Annotated in this window: 17 protein-coding genes; 5 read left to right on the forward strand and 12 right to left on the reverse strand. The window is 59.6% G+C overall.

Translation table 11 applies throughout. The features are described 5' to 3' along the window. Window positions 1-330: hypothetical protein (locus ABW043_RS18885; RefSeq protein WP_353922748.1), on the forward strand; the 330-nt coding region annotated here is incomplete at its 5' end. 338 nt (window positions 331-668) lie between these two features. Here the strand turns inward: ABW043_RS18885 and ABW043_RS18890 are convergent. The 7 genes from ABW043_RS18890 to ABW043_RS18920 form a co-directional block, all read right to left on the reverse strand. Beyond that, window positions 669-1,868: an alpha-hydroxy acid oxidase gene (locus ABW043_RS18890; protein ID WP_353922749.1), complete on the reverse strand. Its 1,200-nt coding sequence runs from the start codon at window positions 1,866-1,868 to the stop codon at window positions 669-671. Window positions 1,869-2,163: 295 nt separating this feature from the next. Next, window positions 2,164-2,946: a response regulator transcription factor gene (locus ABW043_RS18895; protein ID WP_353922750.1), complete on the reverse strand. Its 783-nt coding sequence runs from the start codon at window positions 2,944-2,946 to the stop codon at window positions 2,164-2,166. A 175-nt stretch (window positions 2,947-3,121) separates the two neighbouring features. Then, complete coding sequence (locus ABW043_RS18900) at window positions 3,122-3,796, reverse strand: LuxR C-terminal-related transcriptional regulator (RefSeq protein WP_353922751.1); 675 nt, start codon at window positions 3,794-3,796, stop codon at window positions 3,122-3,124. A 121-nt stretch (window positions 3,797-3,917) separates the two neighbouring features. Further along, on the reverse strand, window positions 3,918-5,048 hold the full coding sequence (rfbB, locus tag ABW043_RS18905; protein WP_353922752.1) for a dTDP-glucose 4,6-dehydratase: 1,131 nt from the start codon (window positions 5,046-5,048) through the stop codon (window positions 3,918-3,920). An 11-nt stretch (window positions 5,049-5,059) separates the two neighbouring features. Continuing rightward, window positions 5,060-5,962: a glucose-1-phosphate thymidylyltransferase RfbA gene (gene rfbA, locus ABW043_RS18910; protein WP_353922753.1), complete on the reverse strand. Its 903-nt coding sequence runs from the start codon at window positions 5,960-5,962 to the stop codon at window positions 5,060-5,062. Window positions 5,963-5,990: 28 nt separating this feature from the next. Further along, entirely contained in the window at window positions 5,991-6,827 is an 837-nt protein-coding gene (locus ABW043_RS18915) for a CpsD/CapB family tyrosine-protein kinase (RefSeq protein ID WP_353922754.1), read from the reverse strand. Next, the gene (locus ABW043_RS18920) at window positions 6,824-8,269 is read right to left on the reverse strand and encodes a GumC family protein (protein ID WP_353922755.1); all 1,446 of its coding nucleotides are present in this window, start codon (window positions 8,267-8,269) and stop codon (window positions 6,824-6,826) included. Before ABW043_RS18920 ends, ABW043_RS18915 begins: the two co-directional genes overlap by 4 nt. Window positions 8,270-8,492: 223 nt before the next feature. On the opposite strand from ABW043_RS18920, the gene ABW043_RS18925 reads away from it, so the two are divergent. After that, window positions 8,493-9,725, forward strand: a complete 1,233-nt coding sequence (locus ABW043_RS18925; protein WP_353922756.1) for a polysaccharide biosynthesis/export family protein — start codon at window positions 8,493-8,495, stop codon at window positions 9,723-9,725. Window positions 9,726-9,857: 132 nt separating this feature from the next. Here ABW043_RS18925 and ABW043_RS18930 read toward each other — a convergent pair whose 3' ends face one another. After that, window positions 9,858-10,535: a sugar transferase gene (locus ABW043_RS18930; RefSeq protein ID WP_353922757.1), complete on the reverse strand. Its 678-nt coding sequence runs from the start codon at window positions 10,533-10,535 to the stop codon at window positions 9,858-9,860. Between the two features lie 167 nt (window positions 10,536-10,702). On the opposite strand from ABW043_RS18930, the gene ABW043_RS18935 reads away from it, so the two are divergent. Beyond that, entirely contained in the window at window positions 10,703-12,226 is a 1,524-nt protein-coding gene (locus ABW043_RS18935) for an O-antigen translocase (RefSeq protein WP_353922758.1), read from the forward strand. A 31-nt stretch (window positions 12,227-12,257) separates the two neighbouring features. Here the strand turns inward: ABW043_RS18935 and ABW043_RS18940 are convergent, their stop codons facing one another. Next, window positions 12,258-13,280, reverse strand: a complete 1,023-nt coding sequence (locus ABW043_RS18940; protein ID WP_353922759.1) for a glycosyltransferase family 2 protein — start codon at window positions 13,278-13,280, stop codon at window positions 12,258-12,260. A 235-nt stretch (window positions 13,281-13,515) separates the two neighbouring features. Further along, on the reverse strand, window positions 13,516-14,616 hold the full coding sequence (locus ABW043_RS18945; RefSeq protein ID WP_353922760.1) for a glycosyltransferase: 1,101 nt from the start codon (window positions 14,614-14,616) through the stop codon (window positions 13,516-13,518). A 169-nt stretch (window positions 14,617-14,785) separates the two neighbouring features. On the opposite strand from ABW043_RS18945, the gene ABW043_RS18950 reads away from it, so the two are divergent. Together ABW043_RS18950 and ABW043_RS18955 are read left to right on the forward strand one after the other, a co-directional pair. After that, window positions 14,786-16,174 (forward strand): O-antigen ligase family protein, encoded by a 1,389-nt coding sequence (locus ABW043_RS18950; RefSeq protein WP_353922761.1) that lies wholly within the window; start codon window positions 14,786-14,788, stop codon window positions 16,172-16,174. A gap of 61 nt (window positions 16,175-16,235) precedes the next feature. After that, complete coding sequence (locus ABW043_RS18955; RefSeq protein WP_353922762.1) at window positions 16,236-17,411, forward strand: glycosyltransferase family 4 protein; 1,176 nt, start codon at window positions 16,236-16,238, stop codon at window positions 17,409-17,411. Here ABW043_RS18955 and ABW043_RS18960 read toward each other — a convergent pair. Beyond that, complete coding sequence (locus ABW043_RS18960) at window positions 17,395-18,078, reverse strand: polysaccharide deacetylase family protein (RefSeq protein ID WP_353922763.1); 684 nt, start codon at window positions 18,076-18,078, stop codon at window positions 17,395-17,397. The two genes, ABW043_RS18955 and ABW043_RS18960, sit on opposite strands and share 17 nt — an antisense overlap. Window positions 18,079-18,089: 11 nt before the next feature. Then, window positions 18,090-19,016 carry a glycosyltransferase gene (locus tag ABW043_RS18965; RefSeq protein WP_353922764.1) on the reverse strand — a complete coding sequence of 309 codons (927 nt, stop codon included), beginning with the start codon at window positions 19,014-19,016 and terminating at the stop codon, window positions 18,090-18,092. Between the last annotated feature and the right edge of the window lies 1 nt (window position 19,017).

Consider the following 19,017-nt stretch of genomic DNA (forward strand, 5'->3'; position numbering starts at 1 on the left):
GTCTTGTCCGTCGCTGTGACGCCCAACGTTGGCCTGCATCTGCAGGACAGAAGTATCCCTCGGGATACCGGAGAGGAGCCGCCCAAGTGGCTGCCTGGGAAACGGCACTTTGAAGAGGTAGTCAATGATCCCAATCGCGACCTTTTGCTTGAGATAGACGTGGAAGTCCCCAAGGTGCACTTTCGTGACGCGGTCGACCTTGCGCTGCAGGAGTATGTACTGGGGTACGACGATGACATCCCAGACGACATCAGCGAGTTGTGGAGAACCCTGAAGCCTAGTTGCCGTAGGTCTGGCGATAGCATCGACCCTCCGAGCACCATTCACTAGCAGAGCGGTGGCGCGAGGTAGAAAAATTGCCCCGCGTCACCAAAAAGCGCGCTCGTCCCAGAATGCGCTAACCCATTGAAATCGCGCAGCACATTCTGGCGACCAATTCTTTCGCTGCAAAAGAGCGCGATCGACCCGTTTATTCGCGGAATCGCGACTAGTTCTTAAAATCGAAAGGTACCGGTTTCTGGGAAGTTAGCGTCCCGCTCTTCGGCGGGCGCCTTAGGCCCTTTGTTCGACTCTGTAACTAAACGGAAATCCAGGCGGCTATTGATAATTAGGACTTAGAGCCTTTCCTACGCACGGTTCTGCTGGAAGATGCTCGCCAGAAAGGCATCTTATCGTAGAATACTCGGCTCCAGCTGATCGAGATTATCCACCCCGATGAGCGCCATGTCGCGGCTGATTTCGCTTTTCAGCAGGTCGATGGCGTGCACCACACCTGTTTCCCCAAAACGTGCGGCGGCGAAGAGGAAGGGGCGGCCGATGAATACGAAACTGGCGCCCAAGGCCAGGGCTTTGATGACGTCGGTGCCGCGCCGTATGCCGCTGTCGAGCATCACCGGCATGCCATCGACCGCTGCCACAATCTCAGGGAGTACCTTGATCGGCGAGATCGCTCCGTCGAGTTGGCGCCCGCCGTGGTTGGAGACGATGATGCCGTCCACTCCATGTTCTTGCGCCAAGCAGGCATCGCTGGCGGCCAGGATGCCCTTGAGCACCAGTTTGCCCGACCATCGTGCGCGGATGCGCTGCAGATGGTTCCAGTTGAGCCGGTCGCGCAAACCCAAAGCTCGAGTTAGGTTCCGCGACAGGATTGGTGGCCCGCGATCGGCATCCATGTTCTCGAAATGCGGCATGCCGCGCTGCGCCAACGTACGGAGGGCGGTACCGAGCAGCCAGCGCGGGTGGGTAACTCCTTGCCATGCCAGATTGAGTGAAGGGCGCAGCGGCGCGTCGAAGCCATTGCGGACATTGTTCTCCCGATTGCCAGCAACTGGCACGTCAACCGTTAATACAAGCGTATCAAAGCCTGCTGCCTGCACTCGATCCACCATGGCGTCGATACGTTCGTGCTCGCCCGGTAAATAGGCCTGAAACCAGCGGGTGCTGCCTTCCCGTGCAACGCGTTCAAGCGGAGTGAGAGACGTGGCACTCAAGATGGCGGGAACGCCGGTTTGAAGTGCAGCCCGTGCCAGAACAATATCGCCGTCTAGGGCGGCGAGAGCGCTCAGACCCATGGGGGCGATACCGAAGGGTGCGCCATAATTCACACCGAACAGCGATCGCGCTAGTGATCGGTTCGACACGTCGCGCAAGATTTTGGGGACGAACGACAGCTCCGCAAAGGCCTGTCGGTTGCCACTTAAGGACTGGCCGTTTTCACAGGCGCCAGCGATGTAGCCATAGATCGGACGTGGTAGAAAAGCACGGGCAGCCGGCTCGAAATCATCCAGTGCCAGGATATGCCTAAACCTGCGGGGAACAGACGATCGCTTTACCTGTTCGGCTCGGAATTCAGGTGCCGCGGTGTTCATTTGGTGCCGGTAGAGACGAATGCAGGGTCAGTCATGGGCGCCCAGTGTTGTGCCGTGGGAATATAAAGAGGGCAGTTGCTTGAGTAGCCCTGAGCTTCCGCAGGTCGCCCCAGCGATTAGTATAGGCTAGATGTGTCCTCAGGCGTCTGGCGGGCGACCGGAGAGAAGATGCTACATACCGATCGATGCCTCCCCGAGCTCTCGGCAGCCTTCTCGTTGATGTCTGGTAGTAGATGCGGCTGTCCGGATTGATTTCTGCAGTGATTTCGCCAAATGCAGCTAGTTACTACTTAATTCATTTATTCTCGAAAGTGCCATAGCGGCCACGCGGAGCGCTGGTTCGTGCGGACGTAAAGATCGGAAGTTCGTGTCTAGATGAAAGGGGAGCGTTGTCGGACACGGCAACGACAGGTGCTCGAATGGCGCCCCGCCGCCCGGCAAATAACGCCGCCTCGGTGCGGTTGCGGGCGCCGAGTTTGCGCATGATCTCTCGCACATGCACCTTGACCGTCGACTCCTGTACGGAAAGGTCACGGGCAATTCGCTTGTTGGAACTGCCAAGGCGCAGGCGTTGCAGCACTTGGGATTGCCGGGGCGTCAATCCATCAACTTCTTCCGCTTCCTCCGGCGCTTCCTGTTGTGGTTCCCAGGCTCGCAAGAGAGCGTCGCGTGGGAAATAGGTGCCGCCGTTGAGCACCAGCGTGAAGGCTTGCAGGGCGACCTGTGGATCAACGCTGGTCGAGATGAACGCGTTAAGGCCCATCCGCGCCGCTGCGACGGCCTCCTCGGGCTCCGTGCGATCGGAGAGGACGAGACAAGGGACATGGGGAAGCACGGTGTGCATGGCTTCAGCCCAATCCTGAAATTGCTTGGACTTTAAAGACAGTCCACCAACGCTGAACACCACGAATATCGGCTGATAAATATTATGTCGGCCAGAGGCGAAGCCGTCCGGACCCAGTGAAATCACTGAAGCGTTGAGCGGCGTAGCCCATGGTTTGAGCAAAGCAACGATACCGGCGCGACGCATTTCAAGGGCGTCGACGACCGCGATACAAAATTCGGGCTGGGCCCGCATGATGTTCGCCCCCAAGAATTGCAGGCTCCAAAGTATTTTGGGGCCTGCCCGAGTACAAAGGTTAATACTTCGTAAATAGGAGCATATCTAGCTCGCGGTGCCAATATCGGCGGTGGATTATACCTTCGGTCAATCCAAGGGTTTAGGTGTAGGCCGGGTATAATGCGCCGATTGGCTAGGCCCGATTTTGCAGTGTAGCGGCGATGGTCGCGACAGCAGTCCGATCATGAACGTTGAGCGTTCTGAAAAGCGCGTTGACGTGAGTTTTCACTGTTCCTTCAGATAGATGCAGCTTTTGAGCTATGCCTTTGTTGCTGCGTCCTTCGGCGATCAACATCATGACTTCGTACTGCCGGGCCGTAAGCTGTTCGACCGCAGATGGGGGAGGAACAGGTGTTCCTGTAGAATTAACCGTCTGATCAAAAAGCTTATCTTCGAGCAAATCTGACACAGTGGGGGGGACATAAATCTGTCCGGCGGTAATACTTGCGAGTGCCTGTATTGTTTCGAACATGGATAGCGAGCGCGGAATATATCCATGTGCACCTACCGACAGGGCACGCAGAATATCATCGCGGTGATGTGATCCGCCGCTGATAACGATGCGCAAATCGGGATGTGACAGCCGCAGATTGCTGACGCTTGAAAAGCTGTCCATGTCGGGCAACTGCAAGTCAAAGATGGCCAGAGATATTGCTGAACTGCTCAAAAGGTGGCGCATTGCTTCGACGAAGTGGGTGGTCGTCAGCACTTTGGCGAAACCTACGCGTTGCTCAAGCACGGTGGCAAGGGAATGACCAAAGAGTTCCTGGCTGTCCGCAACCAGAGCTGTCGATCTTAGCTGCCTCATAGTCGTACCTGCAAACACACCCGGTTACGCTTCCATTTATTGTGCCACGATGAAGTTAGCAGCACGTTTTGGTAGCGCAGACAGTGAGCTTGACTATATCAAGTTCTAGTTACCGTCCCGATCACATTTGCATTTCGGGAAGAATAGTTGCCTTGGCGGAGAGCGAGGGATGATCCTTTGCGGTGCCCGGGCGGGTCTGCTCGAGCCCCAGGCGTTCGCCCCCGTAGCGCTCATCACGGATCGGTTGCCACCACCAGCTGTTCTGGAGATACCAGTCGATGGTGTTCTCGATGCCGGCGTTCAACGTGTAAGTTGGCGTCCAGCCGAGCTCGGTCCTGATATTGCTGATGTCGAGACCATAGCGACGGTCGTGGCCCGGTCGATCGGTGACGAACGTGATCAGATTTCGATACGAACGGCCCGACGGATCGGGCTTCTTGCGATCGAGCGTGTCGCAGATGCTCTCTACCAGAGTGAGATTGGAACACTCTGCTTCGCCGCCAATGTTGTAACTTGCGCCGATGCGGCCGCTGCGGGCGACCAGCGCCAAGGCCCGCGCGTGATCCTCCACATGCAGCCAGTCCCGCACATTCCCGCCAGTGCCATAGATCGGAATGCTGACCCCTTGCAGGGCGTTGAGAATGGTGAGGGGGATCAGCTTTTCGGGAAACTGGAATGGGCCGTGGTTGTTGGAGCAGTTGGTCAGGACGACCGGCAGGCCATAGGTGCGGTGCCAGGCGCGTACGAGGTGATCGGCTGCGGCCTTGGAGGCCGCATAGGGCGAGGAGGGGGCGTATGGAGACTGCTCGGTGAAGCAAGGATCTGCCGGGCCGAGGTCACCGAAGACTTCATCGGTGGATACATGGTGGAAACGGAAGTTCCCCCGGGCCGCTGTTGAAAATGAACGCCAGTGGGCCAAGGCGGCCTCCAGCAAGACGAGCGTGCCCATCACGTTCGTATCCATCACCAACGCCGGGCTGTCGATGGAGCGGTCTACGTGGCTCTCGGCCGCAAGGTGGATGATGGTGGTGATTTCTTCGTCGGCCAGCAGGCTGCTGACCAGGCTACGGTCCCGAATGTCGCCGCACACGAAACGAAAATTGGATTTGCCCTTGAGCGATCGAAGGCTTCCCATCGATCCTGCATAAGTGAGTTTGTCGAGCACGACGACCCGATTTTCCGGGTTTTCCGCGAGCAAGCGGGACAGGGCAGAACCGATAAAGCCTGCGCCGCCGGTAATGAGGTATTTCATGCTGGCTCCCCTCAATATTGCAGCCGAAGCGCGCCGGTGGAGGTGATTTCTGCCACTCGACGGCGCAGGTATGAGGCATATTCGGTGCTGCCGAGTTGATCGGCCTGGGACAGCAGCGCGTCCGGCTGCACCCAACCCATTTCGAGGCCGATTTCTTCTGGACAGGCGATCTGGACGCCCTGTCGCCGTTCGACCGTGCGAACGAATGAGGCTGCGTCGTGGAGGCTTTCCGTGGTGCCCGTATCCAGCCAGGCATAGCCGCGACCGAGCTGGTAGACCTTGAGGGCTCCCCGCCGCAGGTAGGCATTGTTGACGTCGGTGATCTCAAGCTCGCCGCGAGCCGAAGGCTGGATAGCGGCCGCGATGTCGACCACGTCATTGTCGTAGAAATAAAGCCCCGTGACGGCCCAATCGGACTGCGGAACCTTGGGCTTTTCTTCGATGGAGATCGCCTTGCCGTTGCAGGGATCGAACGTCACCACGCCATAGCGTTCCGGGTCTTCCACTCGATAGGCGAAAACGGCCGCCCCTTCCGTCTGGGCTGCTGCGGTCTGGGTGAGTTCGGCCAGACCTTCGCCGAAGAAGATATTGTCGCCCAGAACCATGGCGACGCTGTCATTGCCGATGAATGACTTGCCGATGATGAAGGCTTGAGCCAGGCCCTTGGGTTCAGCCTGTTCGGCATAGGAGAAGGACACCCCGAATTGCTCGCCGCTTCCCAAGAGGGCACGGAACGCCGGCAGGTCGCGTGGCGTGGAGATCACGAGGATTTCCCGGATACCCGCACGCATCAGGACGCTCAGCGGATAGTAGAGCATGGGCTTGTCGTAGATGGGCAGGATCTGCTTGGAGACGGCAAGGGTCAGCGGATAGAGCCGCGTGCCGTTGCCGCCCGCCAGGATAATGCCTTTCATGTCCCAGTCTCCCTTTTGTGGGTGCGCATCAGTAGCCGAACCGTTCCGGCAGGAAGCCGCATTTGTTCAGCACAATGCCGGCGAGCTTGCCGGGTCGCGAGAGCTCGCGTTCGCAGATGTCGAGTTCGCTCATCGTGGTTTCGCCGGCGGCCGCAACCAAAAGCATGGCATCCACGCCCGGCAGCACGGCCAGTGCATCATCGCTCGCCAGCATGGGGGAGAGATCATAGAGAAGCAGGTCAAGACCGAGCATCTCGCGCATCCGGGAAATGGCCTTGCCCGGAACGCATTCCATCAGCAGTTCTGCCGCTTCGGGAACCGGAACGGCATTTGTGGCGATTACGAGATTGTTCCGATGTCGAACCAGGCTCTGCGGCATTGAACGGTAGCCGCGCAGGAATCCCTCGATATCGTGAGACTGCTCGCAGTGCAGCACCTTTGAAATCTTGGGCCGGCGCAGATCGAGATCGAGCAGCCCCACCTTGAAGTTGGCCTGCCAAGCGAAGCTGAAAGCCAGATTGAGCGCGAGAGTGGTCTTGCCCGATCCGCCGCGTGGCGAGGTAATCCCGAGCGTTGACCAGCCGTTTTCGCGGATCATCGCCATCAGTTTGGTGCGCAGAAAGTCAATCTCGAGATGAGTGTCATGGGCGCGCGTGGCGGCCACAATACGGTGCCCGGCCAGGCGCCAATTGTTCATCTTGATTTCGGGCAGTTCGTTCCAGCGCTCTTTCATCATGTGGGCGGAGGGCGCAAGGGCGGACGGCGGCGGCAGTGTGGTCCTGACCGTTGCGGCTGGCGCCGTGACCTCTGGGGCTGGCGGCGTCGGCTGGTTTGGCGTTGTTGAACTCGGCGTACGACGGGTCATGGGCGGACAGTCCCTGTCCAATGAAGTGGCAAGCTCGGTAGCTTGAAGCGAATGGGTGGGCGGACGGGAATGCTGGGAATGCTGGCAAGCACCTCGATGCCGAGTGCCTTTTCTACATCCGCTGCGCGCTGGACTTTGCGATTGAACAGTTCGAGCAGAAAGGTGGTACCGAAGGCCGCGCCGAGAGCTGCCGCCGCGATGCCCAAAGCCAGGGGCAGGCGCTTAGGCCCGCTGGGCTTTTCAGGCGCTCTTGCCGCCTCCATGAGGACGAGTCGCTCGCCCTTGAGCCCGCTCTCGATCTGCTCACTTGTCGATGCATCGGCCAGACGGGCTGCGGCGGCGGTGTATAGGGTTTTGGTGTCGTCGTATTCGCGTTCCAGCGCGCTGAGCGCCGCTTCATTCGCGGGCGTTGCTGCGATCGAGCTGGTCAACTCGGCGTCGTTGGCGAGGAGGCTTTCGCGTTCCCGGGCAATGGCTTCGAGCCGGGCATCCATCTCTGCCAGCTGCATATCCCGTGTCGACGTATCCTCGACATCAAGACCGTCGATGGGCATGGCCCCCAGCTTTGCCTCCGCCGCGGCAATCTGTGACTTCAACGACTGGATCGCCAGGCTGTCCTCGGAGAACAGCATGCGCTGGTTGGCGAGAGCCTGCTTGAGCTCCTGAAGTTGGCGCTGTTCGGGCGGCAGGTTCGAAGAGAGCGGATCGGTGCCGCGATAGAACTGGAGATAGTTCGCGCGCCGGCTCTGCAGCGAACTTTGCTCCTGTTCCAAGACTAGAAGACGATCGCGCAGGTTCATCTGCAGCAGCCGCCGAAACTCGAGGGTATCGGGTAGGGCCTGCAAATGCGCCGTCTTGTAGGCCTGCACCCGGCCCTCGATCTCGGCGAGGTTCTTACCGCGTTGCGCGACCTCATCCTGAAAGAAGGAGACCGTCTCCGTCGCACGTGTGGCGCGCCCACCCAGGTCGCGATCAAGAATTGTCTGGACCAGATCATTCGCCACTCTGGCGGCAACCTGGGGCTGGGTGTCATGAAAAGTTACCGAGAACCCCAGGGCATTTTCGTTGCCACCGAAGAGGACAGGGCTCAGGGCGATCCGCTCACGCAGATCGTCGACGATGCTGTCGGAAGAAATGACCGCGTCACCCGTTGCGGGATAGAGATTGTGCCGCTGCGCGAGAGCCAGGAGCGCGTCATAGGTCAGCAATTCCTGCTGCATCACCTGGAGTCGAGCCAGCGGTCCGATAGATTCCGTTGATGGCGCCAGCGTTGCCGAGATGTCCGGCGATTTCACCAATATGGTCCCGGTTGCCTCGTAGACTGGCGACAGAGACAGCATGTAAGCGAGGCCGCCGACGCCGATCACGGCGGCGATCGCCGTCATCAGCGGCAGCCGCTTGACGAACACATAGGAATAGAAGCGCAGGTCATCATGCGTCATGAAACTACCCTCGACCGAGGTTCGACCGGATGGACGACACCTCAACCCCTCTCGATACAAGCGTGCTGGGGTGCAAGCGAACATAGCCAGCATGGGCTAGTTATGTGCTGGGGGTGGCTGTGATCTAGTTCTGCTGCGGTTGGAGCTAGTTACAATCATGTCCATTGAGCGGTCTTCAAATTTTCCCGCGGCGAAACGCTGGTCTCGTGCTCTTAGGAACGCAATGCTTGCAGCGGTTTCGCTGGCGTCCCTCTGCCATGCGACGTCCGCCCAGTCGGCGGAGCTGTGGCCGCAGACCAAGATCAGGCTGACTGTGATCCAGTGGGTTCCCATGAAGGGCGTCTACGAACGCTGGGATGCTTTCAGCGGGGACTTCACGGTGTCAGGCGAAGGCACCATGCCTCTGCCGGTGATCGGTCAGATATCCACACGCGATAAAAACAGCGATCAGATTGCGCTCGAGGTGGGGACGGCGCTCAAGCAACATCTTGGACTGGTCAACGCCCCCGAGACGTCCATCGAAATTCTGTCCTATCCGCCCGTCTATGTTGTCGGCGACGTCTCTGCGCCCGGGGCATTCGAATTCCGTCAGGGTATGACCGTACTCCAGGCCTTCGCTCTCGGCGGCGGCGAACGCCACGAAGAGATGCAAAGTACCTCTACCGAGCGGCTCCGGCTCGTTTCCGAGTTGCGCACGATCGACGATAGCTTGCTACGCAGCAGAGCCCGCATTGCGCGTCTGGCGGCCGAAGTCGAAGGCGCCGAGGCCATTACTTTTTCCGCCGAAGTGACGGGACATCCCAACACCGCTCTGGCCCAAAGCGCCATGAGAGACGAGGAGACGATCTTCCTCGCCCGCAAACGAGAGGTGGCCCGGCAAACGGAAGCGCTGGATGACTTGGTCGTTCTGCTCAATAAGGAAATCGAGACGCTCAGCGCTCGCTTGACCGACGTCGACAAGATCATCGCCACCAATTCGGAAGAACTGTCTGGCGTCCAGTCACTGGTCGAGAAGGGACTGGCAACAGCCTCCCGGCGTTCTGAACTCGAGCGGCAGATTGCAGATTTGCGGTTTGAACAGCTGACTCAAACCACCGCCGTCCTGCGCGCTCAGCAAGCGTTGAGCCAAGCCCAGCGAGAAGCTGCGCAGCTCGAAGATTCCGGCCATACGCAGGCCGCGGTGGCCATCCAGGATGAACAAACCAAAATCGACCAGATGCTGCTTCAGCAATCGACGTCCCAGCGCCTGCTGCTCGATATCGACACCGGACCGGTGATCACGGCGGGTCAGTCCTCCGGGCTGCACTATTCCATCGTCCGGCAGTCGCAGGGCCACGCGGAAATATCTGCCGATGAGACCACTGCACTTCTCCCCGGAGACGTTCTCAAGGTGGTGACGCAAGTAACGCCCACCGCTGAGGCATCCGTGGGTGATCTGGCGCAAGCCAAACCCTGACGATTGGGGGCTAGACGGCACGTCTGCTGACCTCGCCCCTGGCCTTCTACACATGCAATCTACATAGCGATATCGACGTCGCTCCGGCTGGCCGGGGCGACGTCGATCGTTCTATTACGCCTCTTTGCCAGCCTAGCAGCCGGTGCCGACGACCAGCGGGCGCAGAGTGCGCAGCATGATCGTGATGTCTGTCCGCAGGGATACCTGTTCGGCATAGATGCGATCGAGGTGCGCCCTGTCGGAGAAGGCCGATAGGTGACGGTCAGTCACCTGCCATAGTCCGGTAATACCTGGCCTGAGCCCCCCATAGAGCGTGCCCGGATAGAGGCTCCGCTGGTTGACGAGAATTGGCCGCGGGCCGACGAGGCTCATGTCGCCAGTCAGAACGTTCCACAATTGCGGCAGCTCATCGATTGAATGCTTGCGCAGGAAACGACCGATCCAGGTGACGCGCGGATCGCGGCGCAGTTTTTGCGTACGATCCCACTCAGCCTTCGCCTGCGGATCGCGCTCCAGATAGCGCACCAGAGCCTCGTCGGCGTCGAGCACCATCGTCCGCAATTTCCAGAACCGGAAGATCCGTCCGCCACGCCCAACCCGCTCCTGGTAGTAAAGAGCAGGGCCACCATCGAAGCGCACAAGTACCGCGGCAACTAACAGGAAGGGCAGCATCAAGATGCCCAGAAACAAAGCCCCCAAAATGTCGTAGCTGCGCTTGACGACCGGGTAAAACGTGGGTGCCGCAAGCGGCAGCGTGGTCGGCCGCGATGACGGCCTCTCCAGCGTCGTAAACTCTTCATGCGAAGACATCTTCTATCCCCAGTGACGCCGGCCTTCTGGCCGACGGAAGCTGGAGGTATTCTTCCCCAACTGGAGCAGAGATTGATGCTGCCCATTGGAGCTATCGGCACGTCACGCATTCTCGATTAGCCTGAAGCGGAGGCCGGTTTGCCGCGTCCCAGCTCAAGGAAATGCCAATGTCTGATGGGCGGGCCGTCCCAGAACCGAGAACATCCAGCTACCGGGACATTCTCCATTCCACGGCCCTGATCGGGGCATCTTCCGTTATCGCGATGTTCTTCTCGCTGATCAGGATGAAGACCCTGGCGATACTGCTTGGTCCCACCGGTGTTGGCACGGTGGCGCTACTGTCGTCCGTTGTCGATGTCGTCGTCGCCCTTGCCGGGTTGGGCGTAAGTCAGTCAGGCGTCCGCCAGATCGCCCGGACCGAAGGCAGCAATGACCGCGGGCAGATGGCCGCGACAGTAAGGACTGTGCAGCGAACGTCGCTCGTCCTCGGACTCTTCGGCGGTCTCGCGCTTGCAGCACTGTCAGTGCCTTTGGCGGTCTTTACCTTTGGTGGTGCCGAATATGCGACGGCGCTCGCGGTGCTGGGTTTGGTCGTCCTCCTGCGCATTCTGACTGGCGGGGAAACCGCCTTGCTGCAGGGCACGAGGCGAATTCTCGATCTTGCCAAGCTCAATATCGTCACCTCCATCGCCGGCGTGCTGATAGCCATTCCAATAGTGTTTGTGTGGCGCGAGGCGGCTATCGTGCCGCTGCTGGTGCTCACGGCACTGGCCGGGTGGGCCACTGCGCGTTGGTACAGCAGCCGCGCTGCGGTTTCCGAAGGACCTGTCCGAAGTGTCCCCGGCGAGGTCGGCGAGTTGATCCGGCTGGGCGTCGCCTTCACGATAAGCGGGTTTCTCACCATGGGTGCGGCTTACGCTATTCGCCTGTTGGTGCAGCAGGACGCCGGCATCGAGGCCGCCGGCTTCTACCAGGCTGCCTGGGCCATTGCGGGCCTCTATGTTGGGGTCGTCTTGCAGTCGATGGGCACCGATTTTTACCCGCGTCTGACCGCCGTCGTGGGGGACAATATCGCTGTCACTCGCCTGGTTGGCGAACAGACGCAAGTCAGCCTCCTGTTGGCCGCCCCGGGCGTGACTGCGACCATCACCTTCTCGTATCTTCTGGTTACCGTCTTCTATTCCCCCGAATTCAGTCCCGCCGCCAGCCTGCTGCGTTGGCTGTCCCTAGGGATGATGCTGAGGGTCATAACCTGGCCGATGGGTTATATCATCGTCGCCAAGGGCTGGCAGAAGCTGTTCATCACCACCGAGGTCGTCGCGACCGTGGTGCATGTCGGACTGGCAGCTGCGCTCGTGCCGGTCGTTGGCGTGGATGGGGCAGGGGTTGCCTTCCTGTGCCTCTACCTCTGCCACGGCGTGCTGGTCTATGTCATCGTCAGGCGCAGCTGCGGCTATCGGCTCTCCGCCGAAAATGTGGGGCTAATGGCCTTCTTCGGGCTTTGCTGCGCACTGGCTTTCGTCGGATTTATCTATTTGCCGTTCTGGTGGGCAACCCTTCTGGGCCTCGCGATGACCTGCGCCACCGGCCTATTCTCGCTCTTCGCGCTCCTGCGCCTCGTGCCTGCCGGAGCGCTGCCGAAACCCATCCGGTCGCTGTTGAGCTCAATGGGCGTCAGTCCAGCTGTTTGAGACTACCTGGCGCCTTCTTGGGCAGTGGCCGCTACCACTCTGTACCCCTCCAGCGCCAGTGGCGATACTGAAGGCTGTTGCGAACTCTCCGTACTGTCCGTGCAACAGTGATGGCTATGGGGTGCGGTCTGGCGGATCGAATACGTTGCAGAAGGCGCCATTGCCTCGAGTGGGCTATGTCGGGATAGGCCGCTACAGCGAAATCCACATACTCGGATACATCGGCATCAAGCGGTTCGTCGCAGCGAATGGACGATGTGGCATGGCTCAATGCTGTTCGCGCGATACTTTGACGGGCCTGTTCCAAGAGGCGCTTGGCAGTGGCGGTAAGGTCTTCCTTGAGCACTGCTTCATAGGCCAGGAGCCTTATTTTGAGATCGAAGAACATACCCGCGACACTGCGCTGCATGCTTAGGGAATGAACCCGATAATAGGCTTGGTCCGTTCCGTTGACGCGGCCGATATCGGATACTTTCGCCGCGCGCATCCACATCTCCATGTCGGCGGAGTAGGGCAGAGCCGAACTGTAACCCCCGATTTGGTGCTGCACACTGGTGCGCATGACAACTTCCGGACAAATGATGAAGTTTTTGCCGCTTCGGCACATCAGGCCCAGCCAATCATCACCTTTCCAGACGGTCCAGGTGGCTTTACCCGTTCTGGGCGCGGGAACTGTGTCGCCCTGAAATGTTCTGGGGTGGCCATAAACGAGGCCCACCGACGGATTGGCCTCCATCAGCTGGGTCGCCCGGTTAAGCGCGCCTGGGGTTAGGATGTCATCAGCGGAGAGCAGCACCACGTAGTCGGCGGTGGCCGCTTCCAGCCCTTCGTTGTACGTGAAGATATGTCCCTTGTTGGTTTCGTGGTGGATGACGCGAATGCGCGAGTCTGACTGCGCCAAACCGTCAGCCACTTGGCGGGTGTTGTCGGGAGACGCGTCGTTTATGATCAGGACACGTACATCAACACCGGACTGGCTGAGGACGGAGCCAACGCAGGTCGGCAGATAGCGTGCATAATTGTAGCAGGGCACGACTACATCGACAGAAACCATTATGCTCTTCCTCTTGAGTGCTGCGCGGTGGATGATTTTTCTCGTAGTATTGGGGAACACGCTCGCATTGCCAACGCGGCAGCTTCTGGGATCCTGCCTGTCAGAGGGTCATCCGTAGTGCTGATGCTTACCCGCCTGCCTTGCTTTAACGGGGCACAGCGGACCGCCCCCCACCACGCGCCGGTGTCGGTGGCGGTGGCTGAAGGGGAGCGGTGAATCTTGCGGAAAGAGACCACTATGCGACCCCCGCCAATGCCACTTTTCTTGGTAGAAGCGCGCCGTAAATCCGGACTACGTCCTCGATTTCCTTGTCACGGCGGTAATTCGCCCGGATGAACTCGGCCGCCTGGCGTCCTTGTTTCCTTGTCGAGGCGCTATCATCTGCATCTGACAGGATCGCTGCCTCCACATGCCGGGCAAATTCGAGGACGTCACCTGTCTCGACGGCCGCACTAAAATTGGCGCGGAAGAACTCGCGTCCGCCGTGACCGTGATAGCCGACAACGAAGTTGCCGCAGGCCATCGCTTCGGCCGCCGGAAGCCCGAAACCTTCTTGATAGGTGAAAGCCAGGAAGATGCGACTGGTGCGCAGATGCGACGCGACCTCCTCGTGCTTCAGACCGTCGAGCGCCACAACCTCCCAACCGTCGAGCGCGCCCCGGCTTTTCAGTAGCTGCAGGACCTGGAGAAGATCGTCGCCACCCCGGCGAGGCATGTAGGTAATTTTCTGGGGTCTTGGCGCCGCGTCGTCATAGAACAGTGTCTCGTCGATTCCAAGATGAACCCGGTGGATGTCGAGCGCCGGAAAAGCATAGGACAACATATCCACGTTATGCTGCGATACGGCCACGATCCCAACGAGAGATGGGTTATCAACCAAGTGCTTCGACACAGAGCCCGGATCGCGTAGCCAGGTAAGGTGGGCGTTCTGGTTGAATATGGCGTGCCGAGCCCCCGGCGAAAGCCGATTGAACAGATCCCCATCTGTCTCGGGCAAGACAAGCAGATCATTCTCTCCTAGGCGACACCGTCCGACATCGAGAACGCGTGTTGAATTCTCGAACCAGTCGCACCTGAAACCGCGCTTCTGATGCACAACCGCTGCCGGAATGCCAGAAGCGTTTAGAATATCGACGTGACGGTAGATGACCCTGATGCCGCCGGATGGAGAGTTGTAGTCGGGCGTCAGGAAGTAAATCTCGGGTTCACCGTTCCGCGCCGGACTGTACTGGGGCAAAGAAAGCCGGCGGCGCCGATAGCGGTTTGCGTTGGCCTTTAAGTCCGCGAAAGCCGATCGCGCAATTAATCGCGCCCTGTTGATTCTGGCTTCCAGCATCGCGGCTTTCTCTAGGACAGATGTGGAAGACTAGCATGCACTTGCCCAAAGGCTCTTTGACCAAAAGAGCTATCGGTCAGCGTCTGCTCCAAAGAGCTATAGTTCCGCAAATGACCGAGCTTTAAACCTTGATCCGCGTAGAGATTTTGAGGTCGAGGGCTGGGCCGGAATGAGCACGAAATTGCTGAGCGCCGGCCCGGCAGGGCGCTGGGATTTCTCCGGGACTAGATCCTGGCGAAGGGGCGAAAAGACGGACGAAGGGAATGCGCGACTGCCTGCATGGCCTGCCACTCTTCTCATCGTCACGCTCGTGATTCCCTGGCAAATATCGGTCGGTCCGATCGCTCTCTCCATGCACCGGATCGTGCTCCTTGCTCTTGCCGTTCCGTGCATCGTCCTGTGGGCCTCCCGGAAGGCGGGCGTGATCCGGGCGCCTGACCTTCTTCTGTTCCTCTATTGCATTTGGTGCATCATCGCCTTGACCGTTGTCCACGGGATCGAGGCAATCGAGTCGGGCGGCATGCTCTTTGCTGAGACTTTCACTGCCTACCTCGTTGGACGCTGCTACGTGCGCTCAGCCGAGGACTTCCGCGCCACCGCTAGGATACTGTTCTTGGTCGTAGCCGCTATGTTGCCGTTTGCATTGGTGGAGACAGTGACCGGCCACAAGGTGATGCTCGATCTCTTCGGGACCGTCCTTCCCACTCTGTCTCCCGTTGGCACCGAACTGCGGGTCGGTTTCATGCGGGTCCAAGGACCCTTCGATCACCCAATCCTGTTTGGTGTCTTCTGTGGTGGCATCGTGGCCATCACACATGGTGTCCTGGGCCGGAACGCACCCATCGCGAGGCGCTGGTTGATGACCCTGATTGTCGTCGCCACGGCGAGCCTGTCGTGGTCCTCTGGTCCGCTGTTGTCCATAGCCGTCCAACTGGCCTTACTGACTTGGGGCTTCGTCCTTGGCGCCGTTGGCGCTCGCTGGCGCATACTCTGGGCCATCGTGCTGAGCGTTTACATCACCTTAGAAGTCGTTTCGAACCAGCCGGTCCCCCAACTCCTGACGCAGTTCGCCTTCGACCCCTGGACGGCCTATTACAGACTCCTGATCTGGAACTATGGTTGGGGCTCGATAATCCAGCACCCACTTTTTGGGACGGGTTTTGGCGAGTGGGTCCGTCCGACCTGGATGCCGCCCAGCATCGACATGTTCTGGATGGTGCCGGGAATACGCCACGGGTTACCGGCCCTCTTCCTGTTCTTGGCAGCGGTCGTCTGGTTGGTTTTTTCCATCGGATTCAACAAGACACGCGACAGCGAAGTGACCGACTACAAGACAGCTTACCTTATTGCGATCACCTCGTTTGTCCTCGCTGGCTGCACTGTGCATTTCTGGAACTCCACCTATGTCCTGTTCCTATTTCTATTGGGCAGCGGCATGTGGATGCTTGATGTTGGGACTTCCGCACGCCCTGAAGAGGGGGTCGTGGGGCGGCGCCATCGACTGGATCTGCATCGCGCTTCGTCCCCGCGACTAGAGGCTGTGCGAAGAAGGGGATGAAGCGATGCGTGTGCTACTGATTGCCCCGACTTGCGACGGTACGGACGTGGGGGAGGCCTGGGTGGCCCATCGCTGGGCTGTGGGGTTGGCTAAGCATCATGAAGTGACGCTTCTCACCTATCGCAAACGTGGCCGGAAATCGGCGCGCGAGCAGTTGAGCGGTATTCGCGTGGTCGAATGGACCGAGCCACCACTTCTCGGCAGGGTCGAGCGACTGAACAGCATGCTCGCGCCGGGTTATGTGCCATTTTATGTTCGCGCCCGCCGGTGGATCCGCCAAGCTCTGTCACAGGGCGAACGGTTCGATGTCGTGCACCAGCCGGTGCCAGTGGCCATGCGCTATCCGTGTCCTGCAATCGGCCTGGGTCTTAACGTCGTCGTCGGTCCGGTCGGCGGCGGTCTCGACTCGCCTCCAGAGTTTTTGGGCGCGCAGGATACCGACCCTTGGTACGTCAAATTGAGACGGCTCGATGGTTGGCGGCTTGCCTACGATCCGCTCCTGCGCCGCACCTACGAGCAGGCTTCCTGCGTCCTCGGCATCGCGCCCTATGTGGCGGATAAGCTAGGCAACCTCGACCTTGCCCGCTTCGAGGTGATGAGTGAGACGGCGCTGATTGATTTGCCGGCACCCAAGGATCGCAGCGGACGTAGCGGACCGGTACGTGCTCTCTTTGTGGGGCGCATGATACGGAGCAAGGGCGCCAGGGACCTGGTGCAGGCGCTGGCGCAATGTCGGGATTTGCCTCTGCACGTCGACATTGTCGGAGACGGACCTGACCGACAGGCGTGTGAGGCCTTGGCCGGTAAACTCGCTATTGGCAACCGCATTACATTTCATGGCCGTCAGCCGCGATCTGAGGTGGAGCGGCTCTACCACGAAGCAGATATCTTCGTTTTTCCCAGCTATCGCGAGCCCGGTGGCAATGTGGCGCTGGAGGCGATGGCGCACAGCCTACCGCTGATCGTCTGCGATCGAGGCGGGCCCGGGGCCGCAACGAACGAAAGTTGCGCCATCAGGCTATCGGTCAACTCCCCGGCTGCGTTGGCGGAGGACATTGCGGTTGCACTGCGAAGATTGACGTTGGACAAAGCTCTGCGGCTCACTATGGGCCAGGCCTCATATCGACATGTGAAGCACACGGGTCTCTGGGAGCAACGTATAGGGCGCGTCAATGCTCTTTTCGCCGAGCTGGCGCCCCAAGCATCAGCGACGAGCGACGTTACGTCAGTTGCTTGACTGCCGCTGCGGCGGTGCGCCTTAGACGTCGTACCAGGCTAAGTCTGTCGGTCAGAACTCGATCGACATCGCGCATCGACATGTCATTTCGTAAGGATCTGCGCGGGCGCAGGAAATGATCTGGATTCGAGCGGCCCCCGTCGCTGGTGTAAATGACCCGATAGCCGGCCATGCGGATAGCGGTCAACACCCTGGCGTTGTAGCGGCCGAAGGGAACTGAGAACGCGTTGATCGTCCCTTGGCGCAATTGCTCCAGTGCCCTCTTTGACTGGCTCAGTTCTTGTCCTAGTTCGTCCGGGGCAAGGCATGTGAGGTCGCGATGGGCTACACCGTGGCTGCCGATGTCCATTCCGGCAACAAAGAGTTCCTTAACGTCAGACTCATCCAACGATCCCTCAGCGCCAAACCGGCCGGTAAGGATGAAGAATTTCGCCGTTAGCCCACGCTTTAGGAGTTCGGGAACGGCGATGGTCAGATCGGATTTGTTACTATCGTCAAAGGTAATGCCTATCTGGCGGCGACTGGGGTGGATCGCGACGCGATCGAGAGCGGTGCAAAATTGCGCGCGGCTCAACCAGAACGGCGCTTCGCCCGGCTCCAGATCGCGGGCGGGCTCGTCGATCCCGTGGAAATTGATGATCGTCAGTTCGGTGGGGTCCGAGTGCATCAGCATTTCCGTCACAGCCCGACAGGCATAAGGGCCGCATGTAGGATGGCGCGGTGGGTGTCGCTTCTCCACGCGCGGAGAAGGCCAAAGGCGGCGATGGCTCCACGGAACAGCACAGTTTCCGCGCGTCCGTGATGGCGACGGAAGTAGCGGATCTGATTGCGTGTCATAAGTGCGGCGAGCATGGGGCTTTGCATGTAGTCCCCGCCAATATGAATGACGCAGGCGCTTGGCTCGTAAACCACACGGAGCCCGCTAGCCCGCACCCGGCGTTGATAGTCCACCTCTTCGCTGTAGAGGAAGAAGGTCTCGTCCCAAGCTCCAATGCGCGCTCGGGCTTGAGGCGAGACCAGCAAAGCGGCTCCAGTTGCCCAGTCCACATCGCGACCTTTCTGGTAAGCGCCCCGGTCGGCGATCATCTCGCCCAGACCTATGCGCGCCGCTTGTACCGGCCCCACAAGAGCTTGCGCCCACATGCGAAGAAGCGATGGTTCGCGACGCAGGGACATGGCGATGGTGCCATCCGGGTCTCGCATCTGCGGCACGACCACGCCCACGTCGGGTTCAATAGTGCGGCGCAGAAGGCGATCAATCGAGCCGGGCAATAGTCTTATATCTGGATTGAGCACCAGCAGGGCCGTGTTGGGCGCAAGCGTTGCTGTTGCGGCATTGATGGCGGCGGCGTAGCCGTCATTTCGACCGGTCTCGAGGACGCGGATGTTCAGGGCATGCTGCCTGGCGATCTCGGTCGACTTATCGGCCGAGTTGTTGTCGACGACAATTATCGACGTGTTTGGCACCTCGGTCAGCGCCGGCGCCAAAGAGTCGAGGAGGCCACCGAGCACCTCGGCGCTGTTATAGGTGACGATGACGATGGCCAGCGGTAGTGCGATGGCTGCTCGGCCAGTTTCCTGGATGTTTCTCGTATGGATGGTCATG

Source organism: Devosia sp. (assembly GCF_040509215.1).
Classification (GTDB): domain Bacteria; phylum Pseudomonadota; class Alphaproteobacteria; order Rhizobiales; family Devosiaceae; genus Devosia.

Coding starts and splice junctions, on each gene's coding strand:
- ABW043_RS18920 (WP_353922755.1), bottom strand. CDS start 8,269: ATGACGCATGATGACCTGCGCTTCTATTCCTATGTGTTCGTCAAGCGG.
- rfbA (WP_353922753.1), bottom strand. CDS start 5,962: ATGAAAGGCATTATCCTGGCGGGCGGCAACGGCACGCGGCTCTATCCG.
- ABW043_RS18960 (WP_353922763.1), bottom strand. CDS start 18,078: ATGCACTCGGACCCCACCGAACTGACGATCATCAATTTCCACGGGATC.
- ABW043_RS18940 (WP_353922759.1), bottom strand. CDS start 13,280: ATGGTTTCTGTCGATGTAGTCGTGCCCTGCTACAATTATGCACGCTAT.
- ABW043_RS18925 (WP_353922756.1), top strand. CDS start 8,493: ATGCTTGCAGCGGTTTCGCTGGCGTCCCTCTGCCATGCGACGTCCGCC.
- ABW043_RS18950 (WP_353922761.1), top strand. CDS start 14,786: ATGAGCACGAAATTGCTGAGCGCCGGCCCGGCAGGGCGCTGGGATTTC.
- rfbB (WP_353922752.1), bottom strand. CDS start 5,048: ATGAAATACCTCATTACCGGCGGCGCAGGCTTTATCGGTTCTGCCCTG.
- ABW043_RS18930 (WP_353922757.1), bottom strand. CDS start 10,535: ATGTCTTCGCATGAAGAGTTTACGACGCTGGAGAGGCCGTCATCGCGG.
- ABW043_RS18965 (WP_353922764.1), bottom strand. CDS start 19,016: ATGACCATCCATACGAGAAACATCCAGGAAACTGGCCGAGCAGCCATC.
- ABW043_RS18945 (WP_353922760.1), bottom strand. CDS start 14,616: ATGCTGGAAGCCAGAATCAACAGGGCGCGATTAATTGCGCGATCGGCT.
- ABW043_RS18900 (WP_353922751.1), bottom strand. CDS start 3,796: ATGAGGCAGCTAAGATCGACAGCTCTGGTTGCGGACAGCCAGGAACTC.
- ABW043_RS18890 (WP_353922749.1), bottom strand. CDS start 1,868: ATGAACACCGCGGCACCTGAATTCCGAGCCGAACAGGTAAAGCGATCG.
- ABW043_RS18915 (WP_353922754.1), bottom strand. CDS start 6,827: ATGACCCGTCGTACGCCGAGTTCAACAACGCCAAACCAGCCGACGCCG.
- ABW043_RS18895 (WP_353922750.1), bottom strand. CDS start 2,946: ATGCGGGCCCAGCCCGAATTTTGTATCGCGGTCGTCGACGCCCTTGAA.
- ABW043_RS18935 (WP_353922758.1), top strand. CDS start 10,703: ATGTCTGATGGGCGGGCCGTCCCAGAACCGAGAACATCCAGCTACCGG.